Origin of the sequence: Streptomyces sp. NPDC048603 (assembly GCF_043199475.1) — a bacterium.
Lineage (GTDB): Bacteria > Actinomycetota > Actinomycetes > Streptomycetales > Streptomycetaceae > Streptomyces.
The window spans coordinates 426,683-444,434 of the sequence record NZ_JBICVY010000002.1 but is presented as its reverse complement, the minus strand read 5'-3'; the positions used below and the strand labels follow the sequence as shown (position 1 = coordinate 444,434).

Below are 17,752 nucleotides of genomic sequence, written 5' to 3'. Positions count from 1 at the left end.
CCGCCTCCGGCGGGGGCGGCCGGCCGTGGTCCCGGGGTGAAAGGACCGCCTCCGCATGACCGTTGACAGTACAGGGCGGTCCCCGCACGATGCATCGCGGCGTCGGGGATTGATCGCCGCTCAACTCCGGGCGCCGCGCGCCGCGGCCCTCCGGGAGTACGCCCCGGACCGGACCCCGCCGACACCTCACCACCCGCTCCGCCCCGCCACCGGCTCCGCCGCGCCGTCGCGACCCCGCGTGGCGCCCGCCCCATGACGTGTGACCCGGCAATGCCACATGTGACACAGCCTCAGGGAGCGTCCGTGACCCGTCAGTCCGCATCTCCGGCACCGCCGACACCACCGGTACGACCGGCACGACCGGCACGACCGGCGCCACCGGAACCGCCGGAACCGCCGGCACCCTCGGCGTCGCCGGCACCACCGGCGCCGCCGCTGCCCTCAAGGCCCGCATCATCCGAGCAGCCCGTGGGGGCCGTTCGGGCCGTGCGGCCAGCCGCACGGGACCGCGTGGTCGCGCTGAGCCCCTTCGAGGAGCCGAATCCGCGGATCGTGGTCGCGGCCGAACGCGCCGGCTGTCTGGGGCTGCTCGACCTCGGCCGGGACGCCGCCGCAGCGCGCCGTGCCCTGTCCGAGGTGGCCCGCCGCCTCCCGGCGCGCCGCTTCGGCGTGCGCGTGCCGCCCGGCTGCCCCCTGGGTCCGGAGGACCTGCCGTCCGCCGTGGACACCGTGCTCCTCGCGGACCCCGGGGTGTTCGCCCCGGCCTGGATCGGCGCCTGGGCGGGCGCCGGGAGCGGATCCGCCGAGGGAAGCGGCGATGGCCGGGGAGACGACCGGACGGACGACCGGACGGACAGGCGGGGAGACGGGCGGGGAGGCGGGCGGCGGGTGTGGGCGGAGGTCACCGGGGTGGCCGAGGCCGGTGCCGCGGTGTCCGCCGGCGTGGCCGCGCTCGTGGCCAAGGGGCACGAGGCCGGCGGGCGGGTCGGCGGTGACACGGTCTTCGTGCTGCTGCAGCGGCTGCTGGCGGATCCGGCGACCTCCGTGCCGGTGCTCGCCCAGGGCGGGATCGGGCCGCACACGGCGGCCGCGGCCCTGGCCGGCGGAGCCGCGGGCGTACTGCTCGACGTACAACTCGCCCTGACCGCCGAAGGTGAGGAGGACCTGCCCGGTGAAGTGGCCGCCGCCCTGCGGGCGATGGACGGCAGCGAGACCCGGGTGCGGGACGGCCACCGGGTGTACGTCCGTCCCGGCCTCGCCCCGCCGGAGGGGGCCGTGGCGGGGCTGCTCGGGGCGCGGAGCCTGCGGGAGCAGCTGCTGCCCGTGGGGCAGGACGGGGCCTTCGCCGCCCGGCTGGCTCGGCGTCACCGCACCACGGGTGCGCTGCTGCGGGCCGTTCGTACCGCCTCGGCCGGGCATCTGGAGGCGGTGGTACGGGCGGACCCGCTGCGGCCCGTGACCGACGGGGGCCCGCTCCCGGTCGCCCAGGGGCCGATGACCCGGGTCAGTGACCAGGCAGCGTTCGCCGAGGCCGTGGCCGACGGAGGCGCCGTTCCCTACCTGGCGCTGGCCGTGATGGAGGGTCCGGCTGTGCGGAAGCTGCTCGCCGAGACCGCCGGGCGGCTGGCCGGGCGGCCCTGGGGAGTGGGCCTGCTCGGGTTCGCCCCTCCCGAGCTGCGCCGGGAGCAGCTCGCGGCGGTGGCGGAGGTCCGGCCGGCGTACGCGATCATCGCGGGCGGCACTCCCGCGCAGGCCGCGCCGCTGGAGGCGGCCGGCACGCGGACCCATCTGCACGTGCCCTCCCCGGGGCTGCTGGAGCACTATCTGGCCGACGGGGCACGGCGGTTCGTCTTCGAGGGCCTGGAGTGCGGCGGGCACGTCGGGCCACGCGCCTCCTTCCCGCTGTGGGAGGAGCAGATCGAGCGGCTGCTCAGCTGCCCGGACCCGGCGGAGCTGGACGTGCTGTTCGCGGGCGGCATCCACGACGCGCGGTCGGCGGCGATGGCCGCGACGGCCGCCGCTCCGCTGGCGGCGGCGGGCGCGCGGATCGGCGTACTGATGGGCACCGCCTACCTGTTCACCGAGGAGGCGGTGGCCGCGGGGGCGGTGCTGCCGGGGTTCCAGCGGGCGGCACTGGAGTGCACGGACACGGTGCTGCTGCACACCGCGCCGGGCCACGCGACCCGGTGCGCGGACACCCCGTACGCGGAGACCTTCGACGAGACCCGGCGCCGGCTGGAGGAGACCGGCACCGAACCCCGCCGGGTGTGGGAGGAACTGGAGCGGCTGAACCTCGGGCGGCTGCGGATCGCCAGCAAGGGGCTGCGGCACGGCGAGGACGGCCGGCCGGTGCCGGTGCCTGAGGAGGTCCAGCGGGCGGAGGGACTGTTCATGCTCGGGCAGGCGGCGGCCCTTCGCTCCGGCGTGACCACGGTGTCCGCCCTGCACACGGAGGTCACGGAGGGCGCGACGGCGCTGCTCGAACGCCGGGCCCGGGACCTGGAGCCCCGATCGGCTCCGGACGGGGACACCTCCCCGGGAGCGGAGGGGAGCGCCTGCGACATCGCGATCGTCGGCATGGCCTGCGCCTTCCCCGGCGCGCCCGACCTCGCCTCCTACTGGGCGGCCGTACTGGACGGGACGGACGCGGTGACCGAGGTGCCGGCGGAACGCTGGGATCCCGCCGTGTACTACGACCCGGACCCCGCGCGGGCCGGCGAGCGGACCCCCTCCCGGTGGGGCGGTTTCCTGCCGCCGATCCCCTTCGACGCGCTCGCGCACGGGATCCCGCCGGCCTCCCTGGCCGGGATCGAGCCCGTGCAGCTGCTGGCCCTGGAGATCTCCGCACGGGCCCTGGCGGACGCCGGATACGGCTACGGGACGGGTGCGGGGAAGGGGACGGGTGCGGGGACGGGGCCGGGGACGGGTGCGGGCGCGGCCGAGGGCCGGGAGTTCGACCGGTCGCGCACCTCGGTGGTGTTCGGCGCGGAGGCCGGCACCGAGCTGGCCGGTGCGTACGGGCTGCGCGCGCTGCACCCCGCGTACCTCGGGGAGCTGCCGCCCGGGCTGGACGAACAGCTGCCGAGGCTGACCGAGGACTCGTTCCCGGGCATCCTCGCCAACGTGATCGCCGGCCGGGTCGCCAACCGGCTCGACCTGGGCGGCGCGAACTGCACCGTGGACGCCGCCTGCGCCTCCTCGCTCGCCGCACTAGACCTGGCGTGCCGTCAGCTCCGGGACGGGGACAGCGACATGGTGCTGTGCGGTGGCGCCGACGTGCACAACGGGATCAACGACTACCTGATGTTCGCCTCCGTACGGGCCCTGTCGCCGACCGGCCGGTGCCGGCCCTTCGACGCGAGCGCGGACGGGATCGCGCTCGGCGAGGGCGTCGGCGTGCTGGTCCTCAAGCGCCTGGCGGATGCCGAGCGGGACGGCGACCGGGTGTACGCGCTGATCAAGTCGGTGGGCGCGTCCAGCGACGGGCGGTCGCTGGGGCTGACCGCGCCCCGCCCGGACGGCCAGCGCAGGGCGCTGGAGCAGGCGTACCGGCGGGCCGGGGTGGCACCCCGCCAGGTGGGTCTGGTCGAGGCGCACGGCACCGGCACGGTGGTCGGCGACAGCACCGAACTCGGTGTGCTGACCGCCCTGTTCGAGGAATCCGGCGCGGCGGCCGGGTCCTGCACGCTGGGTTCGGTGAAGTCCCAGCTCGGGCACACCAAGTGCGCGGCGGGACTGGCCGGGCTGATCAAGGCGGCACGGGCGGTGCACGCCGGGGTGCGGCCGCCGACGCTGCACCTGGAACGCCCGAACGCCGCATGGGACCGCGCGACGAGCCCGTTCCGCTTCGACGCGGCGGCCCGGCCGTGGGGGGTGCCGGCGGGGCGGCGGTACGCCGGGGTCAGCGCGTTCGGCTTCGGTGGCACCAACTACCACGCCGTGCTGGCCGGGTACGAGGGCGGTGATCCGCTCCGGCACGGGCTGGAGGCATGGCCGGCGGAGGTGTTCTGCTTCCGGGGCGAGGACCGTCGCGCCGCCGGGCGGGCGATGGCGCGGCTGGCGGCCCGGCTGGAGGAGAACGACGCGGCGGGCCGGCCGTGGGCGCTGCGCGACCTGGCGGCCGAGGCCGCGGCCCCGGGGGGCTCGGCGGGCGGCGCGGCAGCGCCCGTCCGGGTCGCGGTGGTGGCGGGCGGCCTGGACGAGCTGGCCGTCCGGCTGGAACGGGCCCGCGCCTTCGAGGCGGGCGACGGGGTGTACCCGGCGCCGGCGGAGCGGGGGGCGGCGGAACAGGGGACGTCGGATCCCGTGGCGGATGCCGGGGCGGATCCCGTGGCGGATCCCGTGGCGGATCCCGGGCGGGTGGCGTTCCTCTTCCCCGGTCAGGGCAGCCAGCGTCCGGGCATGCTGGGCGAGCTGTTCGTCGCCTTCCCGTGGCTCCGGGAGGAGCTGCTGGACCGGGCACCCGAGCCGGTGGCCGCGGTGGCCTCGGCGGTGTACCCGCCGGCCGCGTTCTCGGCGGAGGACCGGGCGGCCCAGCGGGCGGCGGTGACCGACACCCGGGTGGCCCAGCCCGCCCTGGGACTGGCCGGTGCCGCCGCTCACCTGCTGCTGGGCGCTCTGGGCGTACGCCCGGACTGCGTGGCCGGGCATTCGTACGGCGAGCTGACCGCGCTGTGGGCCGCCGGTGCGTACGACACGGAGAGCCTGCTGCGGCTGAGCGCGCGGCGTGCGGAGGCGATCCTGGCGGCGGCCGGGTCGGACCCGGGGGCGATGGCCGCGGTGGCGGCGACGCCGGAGCGGGCGGGTCCGGTCGCGGAGCGGCACGGGTGTGTGGTGGCGAACCACAACGCGCCCCGGCAGTGCGTGATCTCGGGTCCCACGGAGGCGGTCGCGGCGGCGGTGGCCGAGCTGCGGGCGGCCGGCCTGTCCGCCGAACCCCTGGCGGTCGCCTGCGCGTTCCACAGCGGGGTGGTGGCGGGCGCGAGCACGGCGCTCGCGGCGGAGCTGGCCGGGACGGCGGTTGCCGACGCCGCCGTCCCGGTCTGGTCGAACACCACGGCCGGCCCCTACCCCGAAGGCGCGCGGGCCATCAGGGAGCTGCTGGCCCGTCAGGTGGCGGAACCGGTGCGCTTCGTGGAGCAGGTCGAGGCGATGTACGCGGCCGGGGTACGGACGTTCGTGGAGGCGGGCCCCGGGCGGGTGCTGAGCGGGCTGGTCCGGAAGATCCTCGGGGACCGGCCGCACACGGTGGTCCCGCTGGACGTACCGGGCGAGCACGGCCTGGCCAGGCTGGTGACGGCGGTCGCGGAACTGGTGGCCGCGGGCGTCCCGGTGGACCCGGAGCCGCTGTTCCGGGGCCGGGCCGTGCCCCTGCCGGAGCGCGCGCCGCGCCGTCCGGGCTGGCTGGTCGACGGCCACCTGGTCCGCACCACGGACGGCGCCCCGGTCCCGGGCGGCCTCCGGCCGGCCTCGCGCGTGGCGCCGGTGCCAGGGGGGACGCCGAGCCCGGCGCCGGAGGTGACGCCGCGACCGGCCGCGGGACCGCCCCTCCGGGAGGCTCCCGCCCGGGCGGCCGCGCCGGCGGGCCTGATGTCCGCCGCGCCGTCGGCAGCCCCTGCTCCGGCCGGAGCGGGTCCGGACGCGGCCTGGGGTGGGGGGACCGGCCGTGACCCGGTTGCGCTGCCGCGATCCCCGTACCGGGGGCGAGGCGGCCGGGCGTCAGGCCCCGGGGCGCCGCCGGACGGGGGCCGCTCCCCCGTCGGCAACGGCGGGAACGGCACGAACGGCGCGACCAGCGGGAACGGCGGGAACGGGTCCGGGCGGCCGGTCGCGCCGTCGGCGGAACCGGGCACGAGGACATGGCGCGAGGCAGGCGCTGACGGACACGGACTGGCAGGAGGACCGGTGTATCCAGACCCGCGGGACGAGGTCGTACAGGAGTACCTGCTCGGCATGAGGGAGCTGGTGGCCGCGCAGCGGGACGTGCTGCTGAACTACCTGGGAGCCGGCGCCGCCACCGGACGGACGGGCCCCGACGGAACCCGGGGAACCGCACTGGCCAACGGGTACGCCGCCCTGGCCGCCGGTGAACCCCGGCTCGCACTCGACGGACACGCCCCGTACGGCCGGGCACCGGAGGCCCCCGGCACAGCCGGGGCTTCGGCGGAGGCTCCGGCTGCCGTTGGGGGCGAGTACGGACCACGGCCTTCGTACCCGCCGGCGGACGGCACGGCGGGGGTCCCCGCAGGGGGATCCGGAGGGGGCAGGGCGCCGTTCGACGGGGCGTTCACGAACGGGGACCCGGGCCGGGCCGCGGTGACGGGCCTTCCCCTTCCCGGGGCGGAGCCGTGGCCCACGGAACCCTGGCCCGCCGAGGCGCTGCGCACCGAGGCCGTCGGCGGGGACATGGCGGCCGGCCACGGCGATGCCGGAGACAGCGGCGCCGGGAGGGGCACGGTCCCCGAGGAGGTCATGGAGGTCGTCCTGGACATCGTCCACACCCGCACCGGATACCCGCTCGACATGCTGGACCCGGAACTCGACCTGGAGGCCGACCTCTCCATCGACTCCATCAAGCGCGTCGAGATCATCGGCGCCCTCGCCGACCGGATCGGGCTGCCCCGGGGCGGGGACACCTCCGGAGAGGACGCCTCCGGCGAGACCGCCGTCGAGGAGCTGGCCCGGATCAAGACCCTGCGCGGCATCGTGGACTGGATCACCCGCCGCACTCCCGGCACCGGAGCGGACACCCTGCCGCCCGGCCTGACCCGGCTGCGCGTCGAGCCGGTGGAAATCGCCTCGCTCGACGGGGCCGGGGGCAACGGGGGCGCCGGGCTCCGGGGGCAGGTGGTCGCCGTCCGCGGTGACGGGCACGGGGTGGCCTCCGCGCTCACCGGGCTGCTGCGGGCGCAGGGGGCCGACGTACGCCCCCTGCCCGAGGACGCGGAATCCGCCGAACCTGCCGAACCCGCCATGGGGCTCGACGGGGCGGACGTCCTGGTCGAGCTGTCCGGTCTGCGTGACGGGGGCCGGCCCGTGCTGCCCGCCGCCTTCCCCGTCCTCCGGCGGGCCCTGACCGGCGGCGTCCGGCGACTGCTGCTCGTCACGGGGGGCGGCGGACGCTTCGGCCACGGCACCGGGGCCGATCCGCTGCCCGGAGCCGGGCTCCACGGGTTCGCCCGCAGCGTCGCCCTCGAATACCCCGGCGTGGTCGTCCGGGCGGTGGACGTCGACCCCAAGGACCAGACGGAGCGGATCGCCGCGCACCTGGTCGCCGAACTGTGCACGCCGGGCCGGACGGACGGAGCGGACGGACCGGAGGGACCGGAAGCTCCCGTGTCCGTCGGGTACCCGGCCGACGGGCGCCGGCTGACGCTGCGCGCGGTACCGGCACCGGCCGCGCGGCCGCCCGCCGCCGGGATGCCGCTCTCCGCCGGTTCCGTGGTGCTGCTGACCGGCGGCGCCCGCGGCATCACCGCCCGGACCGCCCTCGCCCTCGCCCGGGCCACCGGCTGCCACGTCGAACTGGTCGGGCGTACGCCCCTCCCCTCCTCGGGGCCCGAACCGGACAACGGCGCGGATCCGTACCCGCAGGCCGGCGACCGGGTCGCGCTGCGCGCCGCCCTGATCGCCGACGGACTGCGCACCCCCGCCGAGATCGAGGCGGCCGCCTCGCGGATCCTGGCCGAACGTGAGGTACGGGCCACCCTGGCCGCCCTCGCCGGAAGCGCCGCCTCGGTGCGCTACCACTGCGCGGACGTCACCGACGAGAGCGCCGTACGGGCGGTGGTGGCCGACGTACGCGCACGGCACGGACGGCTCGACGGGATCGTGCACGGGGCGGGGATCCTGCGCGACGGGCTGCTCCGCGACAAGGAACCGGCCGCGTTCGCCGAGGTGTTCACCACCAAGGTGGCCGGGGCCCGCCACCTCGCGGCCGCGGCCGCCGAGCACGGCACCGGCCCCGCCCCCGCCTTCCTCGCCCTGTTCGGCAGCGTCGCCGGGGTCTACGGCAACCGCGGCCAGACCGACTACGCCGCCGCCAACGACGCCCTGGACACCCTGGCAGCCGCCTGGAGCGGGTCCTTCCCCGGACGCGTGCTGGCCGTCGACTGGGGGCCGTGGGCGGCCGGGGCGGGCGGCATGGTCACGCCCGAGCTGGAGCGCGCGTACGCCCGTCGCGGGATACCGCTGATCGATCCGGAGGCGGGGGTGGCCGCCTTCCTCGACGAGCTCGCCCGGCCGGCGGGAGAGGCCGACGTCCAGGTGGTGCTGATGGCCCCGGCCGCCGCGCCCGGGGGCGAGGGGGGCGGCCGTGACTGAGCCGCGCCGCGGTCCGCGGCCCTCGGACGCCGCCATCGTCGGCATGGGCGCGGTCTTCCCGGGCGCCGCGGACCTGGCCGCCTACCGCCGCAACCTGTTCGCGGGCACGGACGCGATCGGAGAGGTGCCGCCGGGACGCTGGGATCCCGCCGTGTACTACCACCCCGAGGGCGCGGGCCCGGAAGGCCCGGGGGGCGGCGCGGAGGCACGCAGCGACCGCTTCTACTGCCGGCGCGGCGGCTTCGTGGACGGACTGGCCGTCTTCGAGCCGACCCGCTTCGGGATCATGCCGGCCGTCGTCGACGGCGCCGAGCCCGACCAGCTGCTCGCACTGCACGCGACGGCCGAGGCGGTGGCGGACGCGGGCGGCGAGGACCGGCTGCCGGCCGACCGTTCCCGGATCGGGGTGGTGCTCGGGCGCGGCGGCTTCATGGGGACGGCCACCGCACGCCTGGACCAACGGGTGCGTACGGCACACCAGTTGGCGCAGACATTGCGGGAGGTCGCGCCGGAGCTGGGCGAGCGGCGGATCACGGAGGTCCGGGCGGCGTTCCAGCGGGCGCTGGGCCCGGAGCGGCCGGACGCGTCGATCGGCCTGGTGCCGAGCTTCACGGCCGCCCGGACCGCGAACCGGCTGGACTTCCGCGGCCCCGCCTACACCCTGGACGCGGCCTGCGCCTCCTCGCTGCTCGCCGTGGACCAGGCGGTGGGACTGCTGGCCGCGGGCCGGTGCGACGCGGTGGTCGCGGGTGCGGTGCACCACTGCCACATCGCCACGCTGTGGAGCGTGTTCACGCAGTTGCGGGCGCTGAGCCCGAGCGAGCGGATCCGGCCGTTCGACCGGCGGGCGGACGGCACGCTGCTGTCCGAGGGCACCGGGGTGGTCCTGCTGAAGCGGCTGGCGGACGCGGAACGGGACGGTGACCGGATCTACGCGGTGATCCGCGGGACCGGGGTGTCCGGTGACGGGCGGGCCGCGAGCCTGATGAGCCCGCTCGTGGACGGGCAGGTGCGGGCACTGGAGCGGGCCTGGCGGGAGGCGGGACTGGATCCGCGGGCCACGGAGGCGCTGGGGCTGCTGGAGGCGCACGGGACCGGTACGCCGGTCGGTGACGCGGCCGAACTGCAAACCCTGGCCAGGGTGTTCGGCGGGCCGGAGGCTCCGGGAAGGGGAGGCGTCGGACTCGGCTCGGTGAAGTCCATGCTCGGGCACGCCATGCAGGCGTCCGGCATGGCCGGGCTGATCAAGGCGGCGCTGGCGGTGCACGGGGGTGTGCTGCCGCCCACCCTGCACGTGGACGAGCCGCACGAGCTGCTGTCCCGCACCCGGATGCGGCTGTTGCGGGAGTCCGAGCCCTGGGAGCGGGGCGCGGCGCCCAGACGGGCCGGGGTGAACGCGTTCGGCTTCGGCGGGATCAACGCCCATGCGGTGCTGGAGGAGGCGCCGCGCGCGGTCGCGGTCGCCCCTCCCCCGCCGGTTCGGCGGTTCCTGCCGCCGGCCGGCGGGGCGGATCCGGTGTCGGTGCCGATTTCGGTGCCGGTGCCGGGCGCGCCGGACGACGTACTGCTGCTGGCGGCGGACACGGTGGAGGAGCTGGCCGACTTGCTGGCGGCGGCCGGCTCCGCACCCGTGCAGGCGCCCGCGGCGGGTGGCCCGGGGGACGGACCGTGCCGGCTGGCGATCGCGGGGCCGACCCCGCAGCGGCTGGCGCTGGCCGCGAAGGTGGTGGCACGGGGACGGCCGTGGCGCGGCCGGGGCGATGTCTGGTTCACGGCGGACCCCCTCCTCGGCCCGGGGCGGGATGCGGGTGACCCCAGCGGAGCGAGGGGGAGGGTCGCGTTCCTCTTCCCCGGTCTGGAACCGGAGTTCGCGCCGGTGGTCGACGACGTGGCGGAGCGGTTCGGGCTGCCGCGGCCCCCGCTCACGGGCGGCGGCGCGCTGATGGAACGGGCACTGGACGCCATCGCGGTCGGCCGCTTCACTGCGGCCGCCCTCGGCGGGCTCGGCATCCGGCCCGACGTCCTGGCGGGGCACAGCCTGGGCGAGTGGGCGGCGATGGTCGTCGCCGGCATGTACCCGCGGGAGGCCGTCGACACCTTCCTCGGCTCGCTGCGGCCGGACTCGCTGGAGGTCCCCGACCTGGTGTACGCGGCCCTCGGGTGCGGGGCGAAGCGGGCGGAGGCGGCGCTGCACGGGCTGGGCGACCGGGTGGTGCTCAGCCATGACAACTGCCCGCACCAGTCAGTGGTGTGCGGAGAGCCGGAGCCGGTGGCGGAGGTGCTGCGACGCCTCCGGACGGAGGGGGTGCTGGGGCAGGAACTGCCGTTCCGGTCGGGGTTCCACACGCCGATGTGGGAGCCGTACCTGGGGCAGGTGCGGCGGGCCTTCGAGCGGCTGCCGCTGCGGCTGCCGCCGTCGGTGCCGGTGTGGTCGGCGACCACGTGCGCGCCCTACCCGTCCTCGGCGGACGGCGTACGGGAGCTGGTGGTCCGGCACCTGCTGGAACCGGTGGACTTCCGGGGGCTCACCCTGCGGCTGTACGAGGACGCGGGCGTGCGGGGCTTCGTGGTCGCGGGGCCCGGGGGGCTGCCGGGCTTCGTGGAGGACACCCTGCGCGGCCGCGGGCACATGGCGGTGGGGGTGGGGGCGGGTCTGCCGGGCCTGCGCCGTGCCGTGGCCGCGCTCTGGACCGAGGGCCTGGCCCCGTCCTGGGCCCGGCTGGGCCCCGCGGCAGCGCCGCCCGCTGCCGCGGCCCCCGGCCGTTCCGGCCGCCCGGACGCCCCGACAGGTCCGGCACCGGCCGGCTCCGCTGCCACCGCGCTCTCGGCCACCCCGTCCGGGCGGGTGGGCGCACCGCCGCTCCGGGTCGTGCTGGACCTGGGCTCGCCGCTGGTCCGGCTGGGGGCGGCCGCGGGTCTCCCCCACCCTGCGGCGTCCGCACCCCCGATTGCCTTGGCCGACACTGCCGGCACCGCCGAACAAGACGGCGGCCGACCGGGCCGAGAAGGTCAGACGGGTGCCGGCCCGGGGACACCGGCCGCCGCGCACGCGGCACGGCACGCTCCGCGTGGCGCAGCGGCCGGGACTCCGGCCGGGGCCGGGCACGCCTTTCCGGCGCCCGCCATGCTGTCCGGGCTGGACCTCATGCCCGGTGAGGGCGACCGGGTGGGGCCGGGCGTGGTGCCGCACCCCACGAACGCCGGGGCGCCGGGACGGCTAGGTGCACAGGGCACCGACCCGCAACGCCCCGCACGCCGGCAGCCGACCAGCCCTTCAGGGGCCGGAACGGGGGCGCGGGGCCCCGTGGATCCGCGCCCGGCCGGACCGGGCACCGCGGAGGGCGGGGTCCGGAAGCGGGTGCGGTTGTCCTTGCGGGAGTTGCCCTACGTGCGCGATCACTGCGTGTACGCGCAGCCGGACGGGTGGGCGGAGGACTCCGACCGGTTTCCGGTGGTGCCCATGACCACCATGCTGGAGCTCGCCGCCGACGCCGCCCGGAGCGCGTACCCCGGCGGCAGCGTCGTCGGCTACGACGACGTGCGTGCGCTGCGCTGGCTGGCCGTCGAGCCCGCCGCCGAGGTCGACCTCCTCGTCCGGCCCGCGGAGCCCGGGCCGGCCCTCCCCGGCCACCGGCGCGTGCGGGTGGAGTTCGGCGGGTTCGCGCACGTCGTCGTGGTGTTCGGGGACCGTGCCGCGGAGCGGCGTCCCGCCCCGGACCGGGCCCCGCTGCGGGACGAGGAGCCCGCGCCCGTCAGCGCCGAGGCGCTGTACCGGGACCGTTGGATGTTCCACGGCCCCGGCTTCGCCGGCGTGCACCGCGTCGACGCGGTCGCCTCCGACGGCATCCGCGGGGTGCTCCGCGCGCTCCCCGCACCCGGAGCGCTGCTCGATGCCGCCGGTCAGCTGTTCGGCCACTGGATGCAGCTGCGGCTGCCCGTGGACCGGCTGGTGTTCCCCGCCACCGTCGACCGGATCCGGCTGTACGGTCCGCCCCCGGCCCCCGGCCGTCCGGTCCGGGCCACCGCCCGGGTCCGTGAGGTCCGCGACCTCACCGTACGCGGCGACGTCGAGCTCACCGGCATCGGCGAGGACGGCGTTCCCGGTGCGGTCCTGGCGCGGATCGAGGGGTGGACGTACCGGCGGTTCGCCGCCGACGAGCGGGTCTGGCCGATGAAGTTCACCCCGGAGGTCTGGGGGATCGGCGAGCCCCGGCCCGGCGGCTGGTGCGCGGCCCGCCGCCGGTGGACCGACCCCGCCTCGCAGGAGCTGGTGATGCGCCGCTACCTGGGCGCCGCCGAACGCACCGCGTACGAGCGGCTGTCGCCGCGCGCCCGCCCCGCCTGGCTGCTGGGCCGGATCGCGGCGAAGGACGCGCTGCGGCAGCTGCTGTGGGACGGCGGCGCCGGGCCGGTGTTCCCCGCCGAGGTGCCCGTGGTGAACGCCCCGGACGGCCGGCCCGTCCCGCAGGGGGCGCGCGCCCAGGGGTTCCGGCTGTCCATCGCGCACAAGGACCGGGTGGCCGTGGCCCTGGCACACCGCGACCGGCCCGTCGGGATCGACGTCGAGACCCCGGCCGCCGACCCGGCCGCCCTGGTGCGGGTCGCGCTCGGCCCGGGCGAACTGCGGCTGGCCGAGGAACTGGCCGCGCGGGGCGGTCTCGGTCCGGCGGCCGCGCTGACCGCGCTGTGGTGCGCCAAGGAGGCCGCCGCCAAGGCGGAGGGCTCCGGGCTCGGCGGCCGGCCGCGGGAGTGGGCCGTCGTGGCGGGCCCGGACCCGGACGCGCTGCTGGTCCTCTCCCCCGGCGGCGGCCGGCACCCGGTCCGGACGGCGGTCCTGCACGCGCTGCACGGGGACCCGGCCGAGCACGTGGTCGCCTGGACGGCCGTCCCGGCAGCGGCACCCGTCCCGCCCCCCACCGATTTCTTCCCCCTGACCGTGCACTGACCGCGACGGAGACCAGCCATGGCATCTGACCCCCATGACCCGCGCACCGACAACCACACCGACACCGGCAACCACACCGACACCGACACCGACAGCGAGATCCATTCCGGGATCCTCGCCGAGATCACCGGCATGCTCGTGGAGATCGTCGGCGACGAGTTCCTCCTGGCCGAGGAGGTCCGCATGAGCACCACCTTCAACGACGATCTGGCCCTGGAGAGCATCGAGTTCGTCGCCCTCGCCGAGCAGCTGCACCGGCGCTACGGCTCCGAGGTCGACCTGATGGGATTCCTCGCCGAGAAGGACATGGAGGCGATCCTGGCCATGTCGGTCGGCGAACTCGTCGCCCACATCGGCCGGGTGACGACTGCGGCCCTGACCCGCGCGGCCGGCTGAGCCCGCCATGGCCGAGACCGCCGCCAACTCCCTCCGCTTCCACGTCCAGCGGCTGCCCGCACAGCCGGCAGCCGACCCGGGCCGGCCCCTCGTGGTGTTCCTGCACGGGCTGGTCGTGGACAACCTGTCCTCCTTCTACTGCCCGCTCGCCCTGCCGGTGGCCCGCTCCGGCCACGAGGTGCTGCTGTACGACCTGCGCGGGCACGGCCGCACCGAGCGCCCGGCCACCGGCTACGACGCCGACACCGCCGTACGGGACCTGCTGGCCCTCCTCGCCGCCCTCGACGAAGGCGCCCTCGGCACGCGGCCCCGTCCCGTGCACCTGGTCGGCAACAGCTACGGCAGCACCCTCGCCGTGCACACCGCCCTGGCCCGGCCCGACCTGGTGGCCGGGCTGACCCTGCTGGAGCCGCCGCTCAGCGGGCCGTGGGTGGAGAACATGGTCGACACGCTGTCGGCCGCCGCACTCAGCCTGGAGGACAGCGCCGTCCCGGCGGAACTCCGCTCGCTGCGGCTGCGGAAGGCGGCCAACCTGACCGCCATCGCCGACGAGCTGCTCAACCGGACCACGCTCATCGACGACATCGCCGCCGGCCGCACCTTCACCGCCGCCGACTACGCCCGGCTGCGCTGCCCGGTGCTCGTCGTCTGCGGCGAGCACTCCGAACTCGTGCCGGGAGCCCTGGAGATGGCCCGCCGTACACCCCGCTGCACGGTCGAGATCCTGCCCGGCCTCGGTCACGACGTGCTGAAGGAGACCAGCGGCTCGCTCCGGAAGGCCGTCCTCACCCATCTCGATGCCGTTGCCGATCCGCGGCGGACGGAGGAGCTGGTGTCGTGAAGGTGCTCTTCGTGGTCCCGCCGCTGGCCGGACACGTCAATCCGACCGTCGCCGTGGGCTGTGAACTCGCCGCCCGCGGCCACGAGGTGGCCTGGGCCGGCCCGTACGGGGTACTGGCCGGACTGCTGCCCGCCCACGCCCGGGTGCTGCCCGCCGGCGAGCCGACCGGCGGCGGGTACGCCGCCCTGCACGAGCGGTGGCGGGACCTGCGCGGGGTGGCGGCGCTGCGGTTCCTCTGGGAGGAGGCGCTGGTGCCACTGGCCCGGGCCATGGCTCCGGGCGTGACGGAGGCCGTCCGGACGTTCCGCCCGGACGTGGTGGTCGCCGACCAGCAGGCGCTGGCCGGACCGGTCGTGGCGCGCCGGCTCGGTGTGCCCTGGGCGACCTCGGCGAGCACCTCGGCGGAGCTGACCGGGCCATTCGAGGGCTTCCCCAAGGTCGCCGACTGGGTGTCGGGGCAGATCTCCTCGCTGCTCGCCGAATTCGGCGCGGCCAGACCCGGCTCGGGATCCGACTGGGACCCGCGGTTCTCCGAGCGGCTGGTCCTGGTGTTCTCGACCCCCGAACTCGTCGGCCCGGAGCGGGCGTTCCCCGGCCACTACGCCTTCGTCGGCCCGGCCTTCGGCTCCCGGCCGCCCTCCCCCGGCTTCCCGTGGCGGCTCCTGGATCCCGCGCGCCGCCGGGTGCTGGTGTCACTGGGCACCCTCAACCGCGAGGCGGGCGGCAGGTTCTACGCCGCGGTGGCCGGTGCCGCCGAGGGGCTGGCGGCGGACGGCGTACAGCTGGTGCTGGCCGCACCGCCCGCCCTGGTGCCCGGACCGCTGCCGGAGGGCACTCTGCTCCAGAACACCGTCCCGCAGCCGGCCCTGCTGCCGCACCTGGACGCGGTGGTCACCCACGGCGGCCACAACACGGTGTGCGAGGCGCTCGCGCACGGCCTCCCCCTGGTCGTCGCACCGATCCGGGACGACCAGCCGATCGTGGCCCAGCAGGTCGTCGCCGCCGGTGCGGGCCTGCGGATCCGGTTCGGCCGGACCGGGGCCGGGGAGCTCCGGGACGCGGTCACCGCCGTCCTGGACGACCCGGTCCATCGTCAGGGTGCCCGGCGCGTCCAGGTGTCCTTCGCCGCCGCGGGCGGTGCCGCCGCCGCGGCCGACCGGTTGGAGAAGCTGGCATGACCCCGTCGTTCCGTTCCCGCGGCCGGGCCGGCCGGGGACACCCGCTGCTCGGCCGGCGCGGCCCGGCCCGCCCTCCGTCCGCTTCCTTCCCCTGGCTGCCGCTCGCGGTGATCGCCGCCCTCGCCGCCGGCACCCTACGGTCCCGGCTGCGGCAGCGCGCCCTCCCCGTCCTGCCCGGCCCTGGACCGGGCGGCCCGGCCGCGCCCGCGGGATCCGGGGGAACCGCAGGCCTGGGACGGGCGGCGGGCTCCGGAAGGGCGGCCGTCACGGCGGCGCCGCGGCCCGCCGGCTGGCGGCTGATCACGGCGGCCGGGGTGGAGCCCGGCCCGGAGACGTTCCTGGCCGCCTGCGCCTACGCCGAGCGCGAAGGGCTGCGGGTCCTGGACCTCCTCCCGGGGGATCTGGACACGGAATCCGCGCTCGGTCTGCTCCGGCTGGTGGACCCGGTGGCGTACCGCCGGGACCGGCTGGCCGAGGGGCGCGGCGCGGGGTACGCCGTCCTCGTCGCCGAGGACCTCCTGCTGCGCGCCGGACCCACCGGCGACGGACCCACCGGCGACCGGCCCGGCAGCGACGCGCCCGGCGACGACGGGCCGCCCGGCCGCCCGGACCGTGCCGGGCTGCACACACTGGTCCGCCGCCTCAGGGAGTTCGCGCCGGACGGCACGGGGCTCGCCGTCGCCCCCCGGCTGAGCCGAGGCGGTCTCCAACCGGTCGACCATGCGGCGGAGTTGCGGGCCCAGCGCCTCCCCGCCGGTCTGCTCACCACCGCCCGGCTGGCAGGCCTCGGGCTGCTCGCCCTCCTCTGCGTACGGCGGCGGCACCGCCGCTGGGGTGCGGCGGCGGCCGCGCTGTACTGGCTGCAGCCGTACGCCGTACTGGGCGGCGGCGGTCCGGGCGCGCCCCTGCGGCCCCACGACCTGCCCGTCGCGACCGCCGCCCGGCCACTGCTGTCCCTGCGCGCGGCCCTCCGTACGGCGTACGGGGCGGCCACCACGCCCGACCGGCACCGCCCGGTCGCGAGCCCGGCCGAGGAGGCCGCCTACCGGGCCGGCATCGCCGCGGGCACCGACCGGTTCCTGGAGTCCCGCCGCTGCGACTGCCCGTGGTGCGGCTCCGGGCAGCTCACCGTCCGCGTACGCGCGGTCCCCGACCAACTCCAGGGCAAGCCGGGCCGGTTCACCCTGGAGCGGTGCGCGGACTGCGGCCACGTGTTCCAGAACCCGCGGCTGACCCCGGAGGGACTGGAGTTCTACTACCGGGACTTCTACGCGGGGCAGGGCGGGGCGAGCGCCGACAGCGTCTTCGGCGGGATGGGCGCGACCTACCGCGAGCGCGCCGGGATGATCCGCCCGTACGTGCCGGCCGCGGGGCCCGCCGGCTGGCTGGACGTCGGCACCGGCCACGGGCACTTCTGCAACGCCGCGCGCGCCGTGTGGCCGGACACCCGGTTCGACGGGCTGGACATGGGCGACGGGGTGCGCGGGGCGGAGCTGCGCGGCTGGGTGGGCACCGGGTTCCAGGGCCAGTTCCCGGAGTTCGCGGAGAAGCTGGCCGGCCAGTACGAGGTCGTGAGCATGTACCACTATCTGGAGCACACCCGCGATCCGCTGACCGAGCTGGACACGGCGGCCGCGGTGCTCGTGCCCGGCGGTCATCTGATGATCGAGGTGCCCGATCCCGAGTCGCGGATGGCGGACCTGCTGCGGCAGGTCTGGCTGCCCTGGTTCCAGCCTCAGCACCAGCACCTCGTACCGGCCGGCAATCTCCGCGAGGCGCTCGCGGACCGCGGGTTCACGGTGCTCGCGGAGGAGCACGGCCCGGCCCACCAGGCCAACGAGTTCGTCGGCGCGGTCGCGCTGACCGTGACCCGGCTGGCCCCCGACCCCGGCACCCCGTGGGCCGCACCGGCGACCCTCCGCCGACGCGCGGCCGGCCGTCTGGTGCGGGTGGCGGCAGCGCCCTGTTTCGCCGTCGCCGCCGTCCTGGACCGGCTGCGCGGGGCGGCGGCCCGGCGCACCGACGGCGGGAACGCGTACCGGGTGCTGGCCCGCAAGGACGAGAGGTGAC

At 77.3% G+C, this 17,752-nt stretch carries 6 protein-coding genes; all 6 read left to right on the top strand.

Translation table 11 applies throughout. The annotated features are described in order from the left end of the window. Positions 1-252: 252 nt before the first annotated feature. The 6 genes from ACGFQ9_RS05635 to ACGFQ9_RS05610 are packed head-to-tail and all read left to right on the top strand — an operon-like array spanning position 253 to position 17,751. The gene (locus tag ACGFQ9_RS05635) at positions 253-8,322 is read left to right on the top strand and encodes an SDR family NAD(P)-dependent oxidoreductase (protein WP_393571482.1); all 8,070 of its coding nucleotides are present in this window, start codon (positions 253-255) and stop codon (positions 8,320-8,322) included. Continuing rightward, positions 8,315-13,267, top strand: a complete 4,953-nt coding sequence (locus tag ACGFQ9_RS05630) for a beta-ketoacyl synthase N-terminal-like domain-containing protein (RefSeq protein WP_393571480.1) — start codon at positions 8,315-8,317, stop codon at positions 13,265-13,267. Before ACGFQ9_RS05635 ends, ACGFQ9_RS05630 begins: the two co-directional genes overlap by 8 nt. An 18-nt stretch (positions 13,268-13,285) precedes the next feature. Continuing rightward, positions 13,286-13,663, top strand: coding sequence for an acyl carrier protein (locus tag ACGFQ9_RS05625; RefSeq protein ID WP_393571478.1), 378 nt, complete (start codon positions 13,286-13,288; stop codon positions 13,661-13,663). 7 nt (positions 13,664-13,670) lie between these two features. Beyond that, entirely contained in the window at positions 13,671-14,504 is an 834-nt protein-coding gene (locus ACGFQ9_RS05620; protein WP_393571476.1) for an alpha/beta fold hydrolase, read from the top strand. Further along, positions 14,501-15,682, top strand: a complete 1,182-nt coding sequence (locus ACGFQ9_RS05615; RefSeq protein ID WP_393571475.1) for a glycosyltransferase — start codon at positions 14,501-14,503, stop codon at positions 15,680-15,682. Before ACGFQ9_RS05620 ends, ACGFQ9_RS05615 begins: the two co-directional genes overlap by 4 nt. Next, positions 15,679-17,751, top strand: a complete 2,073-nt coding sequence (locus tag ACGFQ9_RS05610; protein WP_393571473.1) for a class I SAM-dependent methyltransferase — start codon at positions 15,679-15,681, stop codon at positions 17,749-17,751. Before ACGFQ9_RS05615 ends, ACGFQ9_RS05610 begins: the two co-directional genes overlap by 4 nt. Position 17,752 lies beyond the last annotated feature (1 nt).

What these genes read in the sequence shown, in the direction of transcription:
- ACGFQ9_RS05635 (WP_393571482.1), top strand. Translation starts at nt 253, where the DNA reads ATGACGTGTGACCCGGCAATGCCACATGTGACACAGCCTCAGGGAGCG.
- ACGFQ9_RS05625 (WP_393571478.1), top strand. Translation starts at nt 13,286, where the DNA reads ATGGCATCTGACCCCCATGACCCGCGCACCGACAACCACACCGACACC.
- ACGFQ9_RS05620 (WP_393571476.1), top strand. Translation starts at nt 13,671, where the DNA reads ATGGCCGAGACCGCCGCCAACTCCCTCCGCTTCCACGTCCAGCGGCTG.
- ACGFQ9_RS05610 (WP_393571473.1), top strand. Translation starts at nt 15,679, where the DNA reads ATGACCCCGTCGTTCCGTTCCCGCGGCCGGGCCGGCCGGGGACACCCG.